General features: G+C 55.0%; 13 protein-coding genes and 1 pseudogene. 3 read left to right on the top strand and 11 right to left on the bottom strand.

All coding sequences use genetic code 11. From position 1 onward, the window contains the following. Window positions 1–174 precede the first annotated feature (174 nt). The gene (locus EO763_RS21735; RefSeq protein WP_161530188.1) at window positions 175–1,080 is read left to right on the top strand and encodes a siderophore-interacting protein; all 906 of its coding nucleotides are present in this window, start codon (window positions 175–177) and stop codon (window positions 1,078–1,080) included. Between the two features lie 34 nt (window positions 1,081–1,114). Here EO763_RS21735 and dsbG read toward each other — a convergent pair whose 3' ends face one another. Both dsbG and EO763_RS21725 read right to left on the bottom strand, forming a co-directional pair. Further along, window positions 1,115–1,870 (bottom strand): thiol:disulfide interchange protein DsbG, encoded by a 756-nt coding sequence (dsbG, locus tag EO763_RS21730; RefSeq protein ID WP_161530187.1) that lies wholly within the window; start codon window positions 1,868–1,870, stop codon window positions 1,115–1,117. Between the two features lie 68 nt (window positions 1,871–1,938). Then, window positions 1,939–2,643 carry an SMI1/KNR4 family protein gene (locus EO763_RS21725; RefSeq protein ID WP_161530186.1) on the bottom strand — a complete coding sequence of 235 codons (705 nt, stop codon included), beginning with the start codon at window positions 2,641–2,643 and terminating at the stop codon, window positions 1,939–1,941. A gap of 204 nt (window positions 2,644–2,847) precedes the next feature. Between EO763_RS21725 and EO763_RS21720 the strand changes: the two are divergent. After that, window positions 2,848–2,976: pseudogene (locus EO763_RS21720) on the top strand (LysE family translocator); the annotation flags it as partial. Between the two features lie 60 nt (window positions 2,977–3,036). Here EO763_RS21720 and EO763_RS21715 read toward each other — a convergent pair. The 4 genes from EO763_RS21715 to EO763_RS21700 all read right to left on the bottom strand — a co-directional run bounded on the left by EO763_RS21715 (window position 3,037) and on the right by EO763_RS21700 (window position 5,731). After that, window positions 3,037–4,077, bottom strand: a complete 1,041-nt coding sequence (locus tag EO763_RS21715; RefSeq protein WP_161530185.1) for a type II toxin-antitoxin system HipA family toxin — start codon at window positions 4,075–4,077, stop codon at window positions 3,037–3,039. Further along, complete coding sequence (locus EO763_RS21710) at window positions 4,074–4,388, bottom strand: HipA N-terminal domain-containing protein (protein ID WP_039490249.1); 315 nt, start codon at window positions 4,386–4,388, stop codon at window positions 4,074–4,076. Before EO763_RS21710 ends, EO763_RS21715 begins: the two co-directional genes overlap by 4 nt. After that, the gene (locus tag EO763_RS21705; RefSeq protein WP_208851970.1) at window positions 4,373–4,699 is read right to left on the bottom strand and encodes a helix-turn-helix domain-containing protein; all 327 of its coding nucleotides are present in this window, start codon (window positions 4,697–4,699) and stop codon (window positions 4,373–4,375) included. Before EO763_RS21705 ends, EO763_RS21710 begins: the two co-directional genes overlap by 16 nt. A 159-nt stretch (window positions 4,700–4,858) precedes the next feature. Further along, a complete protein-coding gene (locus tag EO763_RS21700; protein ID WP_044207317.1) occupies window positions 4,859–5,731 on the bottom strand; it encodes a LysR family transcriptional regulator in 873 nt (290 codons plus the stop codon). 102 nt (window positions 5,732–5,833) lie between these two features. Here EO763_RS21700 and EO763_RS21695 point away from each other — a divergent pair, with 102 nt between their 5' ends. Beyond that, entirely contained in the window at window positions 5,834–6,343 is a 510-nt protein-coding gene (locus EO763_RS21695; protein ID WP_039490245.1) for a phenolic acid decarboxylase, read from the top strand. Window positions 6,344–6,399: 56 nt separating this feature from the next. Here EO763_RS21695 and EO763_RS21690 read toward each other — a convergent pair whose 3' ends face one another. From EO763_RS21690 to EO763_RS21670, 5 genes are read right to left on the bottom strand one after another with little or no spacing between them, the layout of a single operon-like run. Then, a complete protein-coding gene (locus EO763_RS21690) occupies window positions 6,400–7,533 on the bottom strand; it encodes an alkylhydroperoxidase domain protein (RefSeq protein WP_161530184.1) in 1,134 nt (377 codons plus the stop codon). Continuing rightward, entirely contained in the window at window positions 7,530–8,564 is a 1,035-nt protein-coding gene (locus tag EO763_RS21685) for a putative FMN-dependent luciferase-like monooxygenase (protein WP_010296554.1), read from the bottom strand. The genes EO763_RS21690 and EO763_RS21685 overlap by 4 nt, the downstream gene beginning before the upstream one ends. Window position 8,565: 1 nt before the next feature. Then, window positions 8,566–10,269, bottom strand: a complete 1,704-nt coding sequence (locus tag EO763_RS21680) for a dipeptide ABC transporter ATP-binding protein (RefSeq protein ID WP_161530183.1) — start codon at window positions 10,267–10,269, stop codon at window positions 8,566–8,568. Further along, a complete protein-coding gene (locus tag EO763_RS21675; RefSeq protein WP_161530182.1) occupies window positions 10,266–11,126 on the bottom strand; it encodes an ABC transporter permease in 861 nt (286 codons plus the stop codon). Before EO763_RS21675 ends, EO763_RS21680 begins: the two co-directional genes overlap by 4 nt. Further along, window positions 11,123–12,067, bottom strand: a complete 945-nt coding sequence (locus EO763_RS21670) for an ABC transporter permease (RefSeq protein WP_010296559.1) — start codon at window positions 12,065–12,067, stop codon at window positions 11,123–11,125. Before EO763_RS21670 ends, EO763_RS21675 begins: the two co-directional genes overlap by 4 nt. Window positions 12,068–12,079: the final 12 nt, after the last annotated feature.

Below are 12,079 nucleotides of genomic sequence, written 5' to 3'. Positions count from 1 at the left end.
CCCGCTCCGAATGGCTTCCTGCCAACGGGATGAAGAAAATGCCGCTTTTATCACGACATTCATCTGAGTGGTGATAATGATTATCGTTAGTGTTTTGTTTATGGTAAGTTGCGGTGAATGGGTTTTATCCCGATTAATGACTTTTCCCTTACAAAACATACCGGCTTTCTCACTATGTCTTTAGCTACCCGTACAACGTCTTCCGCCTATCGGCTGTTCAATTTACGTTTAGAGAGCAAGACGCTGCTCTCGCCTTCATTGATTCGCTGTGTGTTCACCGGCCCGGAAGTGCGCCAGATGAAACTGGACGCGCCGGATCAGCGCATCAAACTGCTGCTCGCTAGTGAAAGCGGGGAACTGACCCCTATGGCCGTGAGCGATACCTGGTATCAGGACTATCTGGCGCTGCCGCGCGAGCGTCGTCCGATTTTGCGCACCTATACGCTGCGCTCTGTCTCACACGAGTCACAGCAGGCAACGGTTGATTTTGTGCTGCACGGCGATACTGGGCCTGCTTCAAGCTGGGCGAATCACGCGAAGCCGGGCGATGCGCTACAGATTGTTGCCCCCAATGCAGAGGCCGATGGTGACAGCGGCGGTTATGAGTGGGCACCACACGAGGGTGTTGAACAAGTGCTGTTGATTGCGGATGAAACGGCGCTGCCTGCGGCAATGGGGATTCTTGAACAGCTAGCGACTCAGCCTTCTCCACCGTCGGTACAGGTTTTTTTTGAAGTGCCAAAAGTGGCTGACTGCGTGACGCCAGGTGATTTCCCTTTTGCCCAGATTCACTGGCTGCCGCGTGAGGAAACGGGCAGCACAGTATGGGGCGAACGCCTGCTGGCTGCGGTACAACAGGACGTGAAGATTCCTGCCAGCGCTTGTACCAACCGTGATGAAATCGCACAGGAAACGCCGGAAGACGAGCTACTGTGGGAGCGGGCAACGGCGCATCGTCCGTTTTACGCATGGGTGGCGGGAGAGTCCTCCGCCATCAAACGGCTGCGCCGCTATCTGCTCGACGAGCGCCACCTTGATAAAGAGACAATCAACTTTATGGCTTACTGGTCGCATCGCTAAAAGAAAACGTCAGGAGGGTAATCCCCTCCTGTGCTTATTTCCCCATCATCTCCGCCAACTGCTGTTCATCCGGCAGCCCGACCACTTGCTGTAGTTCATTCTTATCATTCAGGTAATAGATGGCGGGCGTGACGTTCGCGCCTAATTCATCCATTAGCCGCTGATTATGCTGAATGTTATTCCAGATATCGCGTGATGAGTCCTTAGGGAATGGAGGCACCGTTTTGCCGTTCGATAGCTCATACTCATGCCAGGCTTTGGCCGGATCGCTGGCGGCAAGAATCGCCGCGGCATAACGCCCGCTTTCCGGTTTAATGACACCGACCAGTAGCGTTTGCAGTTGGACTTTTCCTGCTTTCACCCACGGCTGTGCCTGCTGCCAGAACTGTTTGCAGTACGGGCAGAACGGGTCGGCAAAGACGATGATTTTACGCGGCGCATCCTTCGCTCCTTCGGTGATAAACGGCGCCTGCTGTAATTTCTGCCACATCTCCCGACCAGCAGGCACATACACTTCCTGCTGAATCAGCGCTTCGCTCAGATTATTGCCTTTCTCATCATACATATAGCCCGAAATGGCATGCTTACCATCCGGCGTTAAGTAGATGGTCACCCCTACGCCCTGATAGCTGCCCAGCCAGCCTTGCACGCCGCCGGGTGCAGTGAAGGGTTTGATGATCGTAATGCCCTGTTTTTCGATACTCTTCACCGCGTCTGGCAGAACATCTTGCGCCAGTGACGATGCGGAAAGCGTCAATAAAGCGAGCGTGAGGAAGAAGCGTTTTATCATGGTATTGCGCCTGTATCGTGGATCATGCTTGCCGGATAGCCTAGTGGAGAGGTGCCAATAAGGGGAGTTTATTGACGCTTCCAGAGCCAGGACCAGATTGATTTTTCTGATGTTATCGAAGTATCTGCTGGCGGTGGTGTATCGGTAAATATGGCAGCCAATGAATCGAGAAAATGGTATTTCTCTGGCCACAGCGTGTTGAAACTCCGGCCGCCGTCATCCTCAAGACGGATGTTGACGTTGCCTGCGTGTAGCTCCTCCATCATCCAGTGGACGAAGGCATCGAGACTGGAGGCGATGGCAATTTTTCTTTCTTCGTCACGTCCGCAGTTGATCACCTGTCCACGCGTGCCTTGCGTATCGGGATCCAGATCGATAGCCAGATAGTTACCGCCCCAGTCATACGCGAAGGGGACCCACAGTGGGTTGGCATAGAGGCGCTTTACGTAGCCGGGAGGCGTGGATGACATGGCGCCATTCAAACTGGCGAGATCGTCATCACTCGATGTGTTCACAACCTCTCGCCATCCATCGACCTCTTGCATGACGCGTGTAAGAGGTAAAAAGCTCAGGCCGTACCACAGGCCAGTTTTCTGCGCCATACGCTGTCCGTTGTGCCAGCGGTACAACGTCAGAAAATCTTCCGGCACTGCCACGCCGATGTGCTGTATAAAAGCATCAAGCTCGTCGTGCGTTGCACCGGGGTTGAGGTCTTCTGCTACTTCCGGCAACTGATTGATTAACCAGCTTTCTAAGTCATTAAGTCTGCGCATCTCATTTTTTCGCTGTTGTTGTGTGATGTGGCGTTATATGGCTTGGTTGAAGAGAATTGTTTGGCAGGGTCAGGCTCTGCCGTATATTACGTAGAGATTAATATAGGATAGTTTGCCAGCTATCTTGCATCATTCTCGAGGAGAATGGTGCGCTCATGTTGTATTTCCCTGTTGGAGCGATGAATTACCGTGACCTTAACCGAATCGCTGATTACCGCCACGCGTCCGCTGTCGCGTTTTTTGCGTCGCGGTTCTGTAGTGAAGTGGATGGACCGAACGACAGGCGTTATTTTTCTGGCATTCGCCGCGCGTCTGGTTTTGTCTCGGCGGTAAGTTAGCGCCACTGCACTGATTATCCGCAGTGGTGCGGTGTGAAAACTTAATTATGAAGCACTAAATCCGTTCTGCATCGAGAATGCTCATAAGATTCAGGCGGTGTCGATAGCACCGCAGCGTCGTATCAATCGCCTCCGCAGGCATAAAGGAATCCCGATAGGTTGATTCAACGCATTCAGCTTCTTTGATGAAGTCTGCCAGTAGCTTTTTGGTAAGCTTTTCACTCAGCCCGATACGCTGTCCGAACAGAATGAAATCCATACCCAGATACTCTCCGTACGCGGTTTCAAAGCCGGGTGCGAGCGCTTCATCCCCCTCTTCTTGAATCAGCAGCGGTAGTGCCATGAAGCAGGAAGAAAAATAGGTGGGATAGGGGGCGACGGAAACAAAGTCATAAATAGGGGCCAGCATTAATTGGCCTGAGCGCGAATGTATCAGCCCAAAATTACGCAGGTGCATATCGTTGTTACCCAGCATGTAGGCGTAAGCGATGCGGCGAAACAGATCTATTTTGAAGACGACATTGTCATTAACGTGTTTGCTAAGGAATAAAGCCAACCGCTCATAACTGACGTATTGCCTGCCATCTGTTCGTATTTTACCGAATTTTTCACCGGCCCCCATCGCACCGTCTAACTGTTCCTGATGGATAGGGTGACCCGTTTTTTCGTCGCGGTCGAAGCGCTTAATAACGAAAGCAAACTCAGGTTCGTCATCAGCCTGCTCCGGTTTAAAACGGAGTAACCCGTGTTGTGGAACGGCAAACCCCAGGCGTGCCATTAGCGTCATCGTGGCGTGTTCGTTTTCTGCCAAATGGGGAAATTCAATCGGAGAGGGTTTGAGAATGTACAGCCCTTGATGATCAACGACGGTAAATGCCCGATCTTGTAACACCATCTGAATTTTGGGCTGATAGCCAGAGATGCTCATGCCTTTCTGTGCTTGTGGCAAGTCGTGCATAAATTGCTGTCGGGTGAAACGTAAGGCCGGGGAAGCGTGCATTGATCCCGTCAGATGCTTCAACCCTTTACGGCTATAACCTGTGGCCATCTCTTCTTCATGCGTCAGCGGTGTCAGCAAAATTCGACATCTTGTCATGCTTTATCCTCTGCAATCAGTTGTACGGCGCCGATCAGATTCTTACCGTTTTGAATGAGGATACCAAATAGGTCTTTCTCATCCAGATGTTGTAGCTGGCTGTACTGGCGCCGGAGCCAGCCTTCGGGGGCTAACGAGGCGAAATAGGGCGGCAATGTTTTGCTGCGAAATATTCCGGTCTGTATCGGTAGGCTCAAGGATAATGGCGGGCCGATGTAGGACTTTTTATATTCAAACAAATAGCCTTTATCGTCCTGACTTAACTGGCCGATGTGGACACCGTAAAGGTAGACTTTTACTTGACGGCGCACAGTTTTATCCCTAACGCAGAGCAGACGCTATAAACCGTGGCAAATTTCACCTGAGCGGGATCTTTGAATAAACGTTTTAACGTGGATAGGGATACGCCAGTCTGTAGCTCCAGCGTAGCGAGTTCGATGCCCAACGCTTTACGTCGCGTATTTAGCTGAACGCCAAATACATCCAGAGAATGAATGTGGTCTTCCAGCATAACCTCTTTGCTGGAGGCATCGCTACGCGCGAGTTCATGCCGGAGTTCGTCGATAGCTTCGCTAATGGCGTCGAGCTTTAGTAGTGTTGGCGCAGTGGAGGGGGTGTTCATAAATGGACTCTATTTTTTAATTTAACCCATTGATGGGCTAATTATAGGCCGTATATTTTATTTATGTCCATATTTAACACTTTTAGTTTTTATTAAATTAATTTGGCTCATTTATGGTCTGTAAGGGTTTTTGATCGCCTAAGTATTTTCTCTCAGACATCAGAGCCTGCCGAACAGCAGCGCGATGAGCGTCAGAATCTCTTTGCTGAGCGGCTGTCCCTTCTCTTCGGCTAACAGGTAGAGCGGGGTGGTGCGCCTTTCTCCTTGCTGTAACGGTAATATTTGTAATTCGCCCCGTGTAATGTGCTCTGCAATCCGAGCTTCTGGCAGCCAACCGTAACCCACCTGATGCAAAACGGCCTGCGTGGCAGCTTCAAACGTCGTGAACGTCCAATTTTCGGCAGAGGAAGGCTGCGTATGCGGCGTCGTTCGCGTCACAATCTCTACGCAGGGGTAGCGCGACAGCGCCTCATGGCTTAACGGTGTTGGTAGTGAAAAAAGTGGATGATGGCAGTGTGCGACAGCGACAAAATTAACGTTCATCAGCCATTGTCCGGCAATGCCGTCGAGCTCGCGCGGCGTGATGACATAAATATCCGCCTCGCGCGCCTTCAATTGTCCCGGCGTTTCATTACGTAGCACTTCGGTTAGGTGGATACGTGTGGCCGGATGATGTTTTTGAAAGGCACTGAGCAGGTGGAATAGGCGATCTGTGGGGAAGGTGCTGTCGATCACCAGGTTGATACTGGTCTGTTCGCCCATTTTCAGCGAGTGGGCGCAGGTTTCCAATGCATGAAATGAACGTATTACGGGTCGCACCTGTGCCAGCAGGCTTTCACCCTCTGGCGTCAGCTCGGCTTTGCGCCCGTGGATGGTGAGTAGCTCGATGCCCAGTCGCTTTTGCAGTAGAGAAAGTTGGTAGCTGACCGAAGACTGGCTGCGGTGCAGCGCATTCGCCGCCTGCGTATAGCCGCCCAAATCAATAACCGCCTGAAGGATTTCCCACTGTTCCAGCGTCGTCTTTGCCAGCATTTTCGATATATCTAAATATTGAATAGTTTTCACTGAAAAATAGCGTTATTCATCGAAATAATAAAGCTCTAGAGTGAATTCACATTCTTAGGGAGAAATACCATGCCGTCATTTAATCAACACGATCTGAGCCATTTTGTGGGGAAACATCTGGTCTATACCTACGATAATGGCTGGAATTACGAGCTGTATGTCAAAAACGCCAACACCATAGACTATCGTATTCACAGCGGCATTGTGGGTAACCGTTGGGTGAAGGATCAGCAGGTGTATATCGTGCAGGTCGCCCGCGAGGTTTATAAAATTTCATGGACAGAACCAACAGGCACGGACGTCAGTCTGATCGTTAATATCGCTGATAAACTTTTCCACGGCACCATCTTCTTCCCGCGTTGGATCATCAATCACCCAGAGAAAACGGTGTGTTTCCAGAATGAACACATTGCTGAAATGGAAGCATATCGTGCTGCGGGTCCAGCGTACCCCACCGAAGTCATCGATGAGTTTGCCACCATCACGTTCATCCGCGACTGTGGCGAAAACAACAACGATGTCATCAATTGCCCTGCCAGCGAATTGCCTGTGGATTTCCCTGCCAGCCTGACAAAATAGACAGCAATAGGCGGAACGGATGCCGTACCGCCTGATTGGTTATGGCATGAGCTGGATTAATGCTCCGGCCAGAACGGTTCACCTAGCGTGAGCATCAGTCGGTTGGCCCATGAGAAGAAGGCGGCTGACTGCACTACATCGACAATCTCCAGCGCATCTAACCCCTGTTCTTGCAGCTGCTTCAGGTCGTTGGCGTTGACCTGTGCGGGCGTGGCGGAAAGGCGTGCCGAGAAATCGATAATTGCCTGCCAGCGTGGACGTTGGCCGATGCTCAAATCGCCGCCGGGGACGACGTCCAGCAGTCGCTGCACGTCACTGTCCTGCTTGGAGAGCTGGCTGGCTTTACGTGCATGTACCGAGGCGCAGTAGATGCAACCGTTGACCTTGCTGGTGACGGCGGCAATCAGTTCGCGCTCTTTACGCGGCAGGCCGCCAGCGGTATAGAAAATCCCTTTATCCGTCAGCGTGCGCTGTTCCAGCACCGGAAGGTTGCGGCCTAGCAAACGGAAATAGTCGGAATTGGTGTGGCCGAAGCGCGCCAGAATCGCCTGCTCATCCGCATTAAATGCTGCCAGCGGTTTGGGCGTGATCCACGGTTCCCAATCCAGTTCCGCCTGAGTGAATGCCTGCGGTGCAGACTTACCGCTGTGCGTCTGTGCTTGGGTATGCCACTGGCCTGCAACGGCGGCCTGCGAATGCGGCTGGCTAACGCGATGACCGGCAATCAGGCGATAGCCGCGCAGCAGTCGGCTTTGAAAATTCACAAACGCAATGAGCTGCGACAGCGTCACGATGTCGTCTACCGACCAGCCTGCCTGCTCCAGCGCATTGACGTGGGACGCCGAGGCTTGCACGGGCGTTTTCGTCAGGCGTTCGGCATGATCCAGCGCCAGCTGTAGCGCGGGTGTCAGCGCGGGTTCAGGGAAGTCCGCTAGCCGCTCGGCATAAAAATGTTGTAGCTGCTCATCCTGCTGCCAGCCGCTGATTTTTGTCGCAAACCAGAAGCGTAGCGATAGCGGTAATGTCGCATTGTCTGCGGCGTCGGCGTTAAACAGCGCGTCGTAGCTGCCTTGGGTGTGGCGAGTTGCCGCATCGCGGGTTTTTCTGGCGGCGGCGAGTGCTGAATCCGGGCTGATTTCAGCCAGCGCATCCAGTACGTCATGAGTGTGTAACGTGTTAGCGTGCGTCATGCAATCTCCTGCCCGATTGGGCTTTTCTGTTTGACGGCGGGCTTCCAGCCCAAAGCGGGGGCGACCTGAGTCGCTATCAGTTCAAGCGAGCGAAGGATCAGCGCATGCGGCGGATCGATGGAATGCACCTGGAATGTCACATCGGTCGCGCGCTCCAGCGAACTGTCTGCCCGCAGTGACGCGATGACATCTTGCGCGGTGCCAACATGGCTATCGAAGGAGGCGATCAGTGCCTCCACCGAGTCGTGAGGGATCGGGCGGAACGTGCCGGAACGGGCGGCGGAACGATTAAGTCCTTTCTCTGCCAGACTCAGTGCTAATTGACGATCGTCAGCCACGAAAACGCTACGCGAGCTGAGGATGCGCGGTGCGACACCTGCGGGCAGCGCGGCCAAATAGGCGTCGATCATTGTGTTTTGTAGATCGGCGAGCGTGGCGTCCGGGAAATGTTCCGGGCGCGGCTGGGTACGGGAAAGCATCAGGCCATCGCCTGCTTTACCGGCACGCTCTGCACCTTCGATGGAAAACGTGGCCTGCCAGACGCGCTTATCCAAATGCGGCGCGGCAGGGTAGAGCTGATTACCGTCTTCGCTCAAGGCTTCCCCTCGCCACGCAGCGCGCAGTTTTTCCAGATAGCGCCCGAGGATCTGTCCGCGCTGTGCGCTGTCGTGACCAAATGCGGCGAATGAGGACGGTGTACCGCCAGAACCCACGCCGACTTCCAGCCGGCCGTTGCTGAGTAAATCGAGCACGGCGGTATCTTCCGCTACGCGCAGCGGCTCTTCCATCGGCAGCGTAATCACGCCAGTGCCGAGCTGGATGCGTTGGGTGCGTGCGGCGACCAGTGCCAGAAACACCAGCGGTGAAGGCAATCCGCCTTCATCTGCGTGAAAGTGGTGCTGTGCGACCCAGGCGCTGTCGAAGCCTAATTGTTCGGCTTTGACGATCTGTTCCGTCGCCAGCCGATAGCGCTGCTGGGCGGAGACGTCATCCAGTAATCGCGTGAAAAATCCCAGACGTTTCGTTGCCATTCTACAGTCCTTGGTTTAGTGCGAATGTGGGTTCAGTGTGAATATGGGGAGGGTGAAAACGGGCAAAAGCCGGGTGTTGCTGTCCGGGGATGGCCTCGATGAGTTCACGGGTATAGCGATGTTCGGGCTGGGCGAAGATCTGTTCCACCGAGCCGGATTCAAGCTGCTTGCCGTGATACAGCACGGAAACGGTGTCGGCGATTTGGCGTACTACCGCCAAATCGTGCGAAATGAACAGGTACGTCAGCCCCAGTGATTCCTGTAGCTCGGTCAGTAAACGCAGAATCTGCGCCTGCACGGTGACATCCAGTGCCGAAACCGCTTCGTCCAGCACCAGTACCTGTGGTTCCAGCACCAGCGCCCGGGCGATGGCGACACGTTGGCGCTGTCCGCCGGACAGTTCACGCGGCTTGCGTGATAGCAGCGCGACTGGCAGGGCAACGCGCTCGAACATCTCATGAATTTTTCGCTCCCGCTGCGCAGCGGTATGGCGATTAAAATTGCGCAGCGGTTCCTCGACGATGTCATATAACCGCTGTGACGGATCGAGTGAGCTAAAAGGGTTTTGATAGACCAACTGAATTTTCTGCCGGAACTGGCGCAGCGCTTCACCTTTCAGGTGAGTGATGTCGGTGCCGTCGATCAGAATGCGCCCAGCGCTGGGATGATGGAATCCGAGCAGACTGCGCGCCGTGGTGGTTTTACCGGAACCGGATTCGCCCACAATGGCGTGCGTTGTGCCGCGCGCCACGCTGAAAGAGACGTCATCCACCGCCCGAAAATGTTCCCCTTTACGGCCCGACAGGGGAAAGGTCTGCACCAGATTTTCGACCGAGACAATAATGTCAGATTCAGATTTAGGGGCACGTTGTGGACGTGGGCTTGGGTTTAGCGACGGAACATTCGCCAGCAGCGTGCGGGCATAGTGGCTTGACGGCGCACTTAGTACCTCAAGCGTTGGGCCTTGTTCCTGAATGTAGCCATTCTGGAAAACCAGCAGGCGATCGGCACGTTCGGCGGCGACGCCCAGATCGTGAGTCACGAACAGCACCGCCGTGCCATTTTCGCGCCGCAGTTCATCAAGCAGATCGAGAATACGTTTCTGCACCGTGACATCCAGCGCACTAGTAGGTTCGTCAGCAATAATCAGCGCGGGCTTCAACGCAATCGCAATGGCGATCAGGACGCGCTGTTTCATCCCGCCGGACAGCTCGTGTGGATACTGCTTTGCGCGCAGTTCTGGCTGGTTTAGCCCCACGCGCTCCAGCAGCACCAGCGTTTTCTGGCGCGTAGTCTGACGATCTTCCCGCTGATGAATTCGTAGAATTTCATCCACCTGCTCGCCGATGGTTTGCACCGGATTCAGTGAACTGGTGGGATCCTGCGGGATCAGGCTGATCTGCGCACCGCGCACGCTATCCAATCGTTTTTGCGACCAGCCGCTGATATCCACGCCGTTTAGCCGAATGGCGCCGCGCGTTAACCTGCCGTTCTCGGCGAGTAAACCGATGACGGCCTGCGCGGTGGTCGTCTTCCCTGAACCGGATTCCCCTACCAGCGCCACCACTTCACCGGGCTGAATATGGAAAGAGACGCCTTCGACCACCGTCTGCTCGCGATCGTCACTGCGATAGGCAATCGTGACATTCTCCAGAGCCAACACAGGCACGGCTGCGCGGGTTTGTAAGCTGGCTGACAGGCTCATCGTTCCTTCCTCCTGATCGACTGGCTGATACGGTTAGCGGACAGCACAACTAACACGACAATCAGGCCGGGGAAGGTGGTTAGCCACCAGGCGGTTGCGATGTAGTTGCGGCCTTCGGCAATCAGCAGCCCCCATTCCGGCGTGGGCGGCGGCGCACCATAGCCGAGGAAGCTCAGTGTGGAGATGGCCAGAATCGCGCTGCCGAATTGCAGAGCGGCAAAGGCGAAAACGGTGGTCAGTGAATTCGGCAGAATGTGTCGCCACAGCACGCTGAAAAAGGTGCCGCCGCTGCCATAGGCGGCTTCGACGTAGTCGCTGTGGCGCACGCGCAGCACTTCTGAACGCACCAGTCGGGTGAAGCTGGCAACGGAGGTGACGCCCACGGCAATCGCGGCGTTAACCGTGCCGAAACCCAACAGGATGATGACGCTCAGCGCCAGTAGCAGGCCGGGAATGGCAAGCAAGACATCGATACTGCGCATCACGACGCTATCCAGCCAGCCGCCAACGGCACCCGCCAACAGGCCGAACAGGCTACCGAGCACCAGACCTAGCCCGACGGCGATAAACGCGCCGGAAAGTGAGTGCACCGCGCCATAAACAATGCGCGCATAGAGATCGCGCCCTAACTGATCGGTACCGAGCCAGTAGTCGGCGTCAGGTGCCAGCCGCTGCGCGCCCGCGATGCCTTCCGTCGGGCTATAGCCAGTAAACCAGCCGGGAAACAGCGCCCAGAGTGCGACGGTCAGCATGACCAGCCAGGCCAGCGCCAGCCCCGGCTGAAAGGCGTAGCGACGCAGAAGCGGTCGCTTGCGCAGAAGAGGAAACGTGATTTTTTCCAGCTGTACGGTAGTCATAGCGTGGCTCCTGGCGTTCTTTTCAGGCGCGGATCGAGAAGGGGATAGAGCAGGTCGACGACCAAATTGACGACGACAAAGGCGGCGGCGGAAATCAGCACGATGGCCTGTAACACGCTGCTGTCCTGATAGTTCACGGCTTCTTGCGTCAACTGACCGAGCCCGTTACGCCCAAACACGGTTTCGGTAATCAGCGCCCCCGCAATCAGCTCGCCCAGCAGCAAACCGGCGATGGTCAGCGTGGGCAGCATCGCGTTACGGGCGATATGCCGCCAGAGCACGCCGCTGCGGCTGGCCCCTTTCGCGCGGGCGACGGCAACAAACGGCTGGGTTTGCACCTGATCGATGCTGCGCATCAGCACCTGAGCGAGCGGGGCGGAGATCGGCAGCGCCAGCGTGAGAACTGGCAAAATCAGCCCTTCCCATTCGCCGGGGTTAATGACGGGAATCAGCCCCAGACGAAAAGAAAAGATCTGAATCAACACAATGCCGAGCCAGAAGGTCGGCACGGAAATAAACAGTGATGGCAGCGATTGCAGTGCGGTTCGCAGCCACTGAAACGGCGTCAGCGTTGATAAGAACGCGAGGGCGAACGCTAACAGCCCGGCGGCGATGAAACCCAGCACCGCGAGCAGCAATGTAGGCGGTAGATTGGCGGCAATCAGCTCGGTGACCGGCACGCCAGCCTGAAGAGAGAGACCGAGATCGCCACGTAATATCTGGGCTATCGCATGAAAATATTGCGTGAGTACCGGCGTATCGGCACCGTAGGATAAACGCAGCTGCGCGATCTGCTCGGCGCTCAGGCCGAGCTCTGGGTTTTGAAACTTGATCAGTACCGCATCACCCGGCATAGCCTGAAGCAGGATAAAAGACAGGGTGAATGCCGCCCACAGGACGAGCAGTGCCTGACCGATGCGCAGTGCCAGATATCGGTTCATGATGATCTTCTC

The organism is Pectobacterium odoriferum (assembly GCF_009931295.1).
GTDB lineage: Bacteria > Pseudomonadota > Gammaproteobacteria > Enterobacterales > Enterobacteriaceae > Pectobacterium > Pectobacterium odoriferum.
The sequence above is the reverse complement of the archived record's forward strand: the minus strand, read 5'-3'. Positions and strand labels throughout refer to the sequence as shown.

Coding starts and splice junctions, on each gene's coding strand:
- EO763_RS21735 (WP_161530188.1), top strand. CDS start 175: ATGTCTTTAGCTACCCGTACAACGTCTTCCGCCTATCGGCTGTTCAAT.
- dsbG (WP_161530187.1), bottom strand. CDS start 1,870: ATGATAAAACGCTTCTTCCTCACGCTCGCTTTATTGACGCTTTCCGCA.
- EO763_RS21725 (WP_161530186.1), bottom strand. CDS start 2,643: ATGCGCAGACTTAATGACTTAGAAAGCTGGTTAATCAATCAGTTGCCG.
- EO763_RS21715 (WP_161530185.1), bottom strand. CDS start 4,077: ATGACAAGATGTCGAATTTTGCTGACACCGCTGACGCATGAAGAAGAG.
- EO763_RS21705 (WP_208851970.1), bottom strand. CDS start 4,699: ATGAACACCCCCTCCACTGCGCCAACACTACTAAAGCTCGACGCCATT.
- EO763_RS21700 (WP_044207317.1), bottom strand. CDS start 5,731: ATGCTGGCAAAGACGACGCTGGAACAGTGGGAAATCCTTCAGGCGGTT.
- EO763_RS21695 (WP_039490245.1), top strand. CDS start 5,834: ATGCCGTCATTTAATCAACACGATCTGAGCCATTTTGTGGGGAAACAT.
- EO763_RS21690 (WP_161530184.1), bottom strand. CDS start 7,533: ATGACGCACGCTAACACGTTACACACTCATGACGTACTGGATGCGCTG.
- EO763_RS21685 (WP_010296554.1), bottom strand. CDS start 8,564: ATGGCAACGAAACGTCTGGGATTTTTCACGCGATTACTGGATGACGTC.
- EO763_RS21680 (WP_161530183.1), bottom strand. CDS start 10,269: ATGAGCCTGTCAGCCAGCTTACAAACCCGCGCAGCCGTGCCTGTGTTG.
- EO763_RS21675 (WP_161530182.1), bottom strand. CDS start 11,126: ATGACTACCGTACAGCTGGAAAAAATCACGTTTCCTCTTCTGCGCAAG.
- EO763_RS21670 (WP_010296559.1), bottom strand. CDS start 12,067: ATGAACCGATATCTGGCACTGCGCATCGGTCAGGCACTGCTCGTCCTG.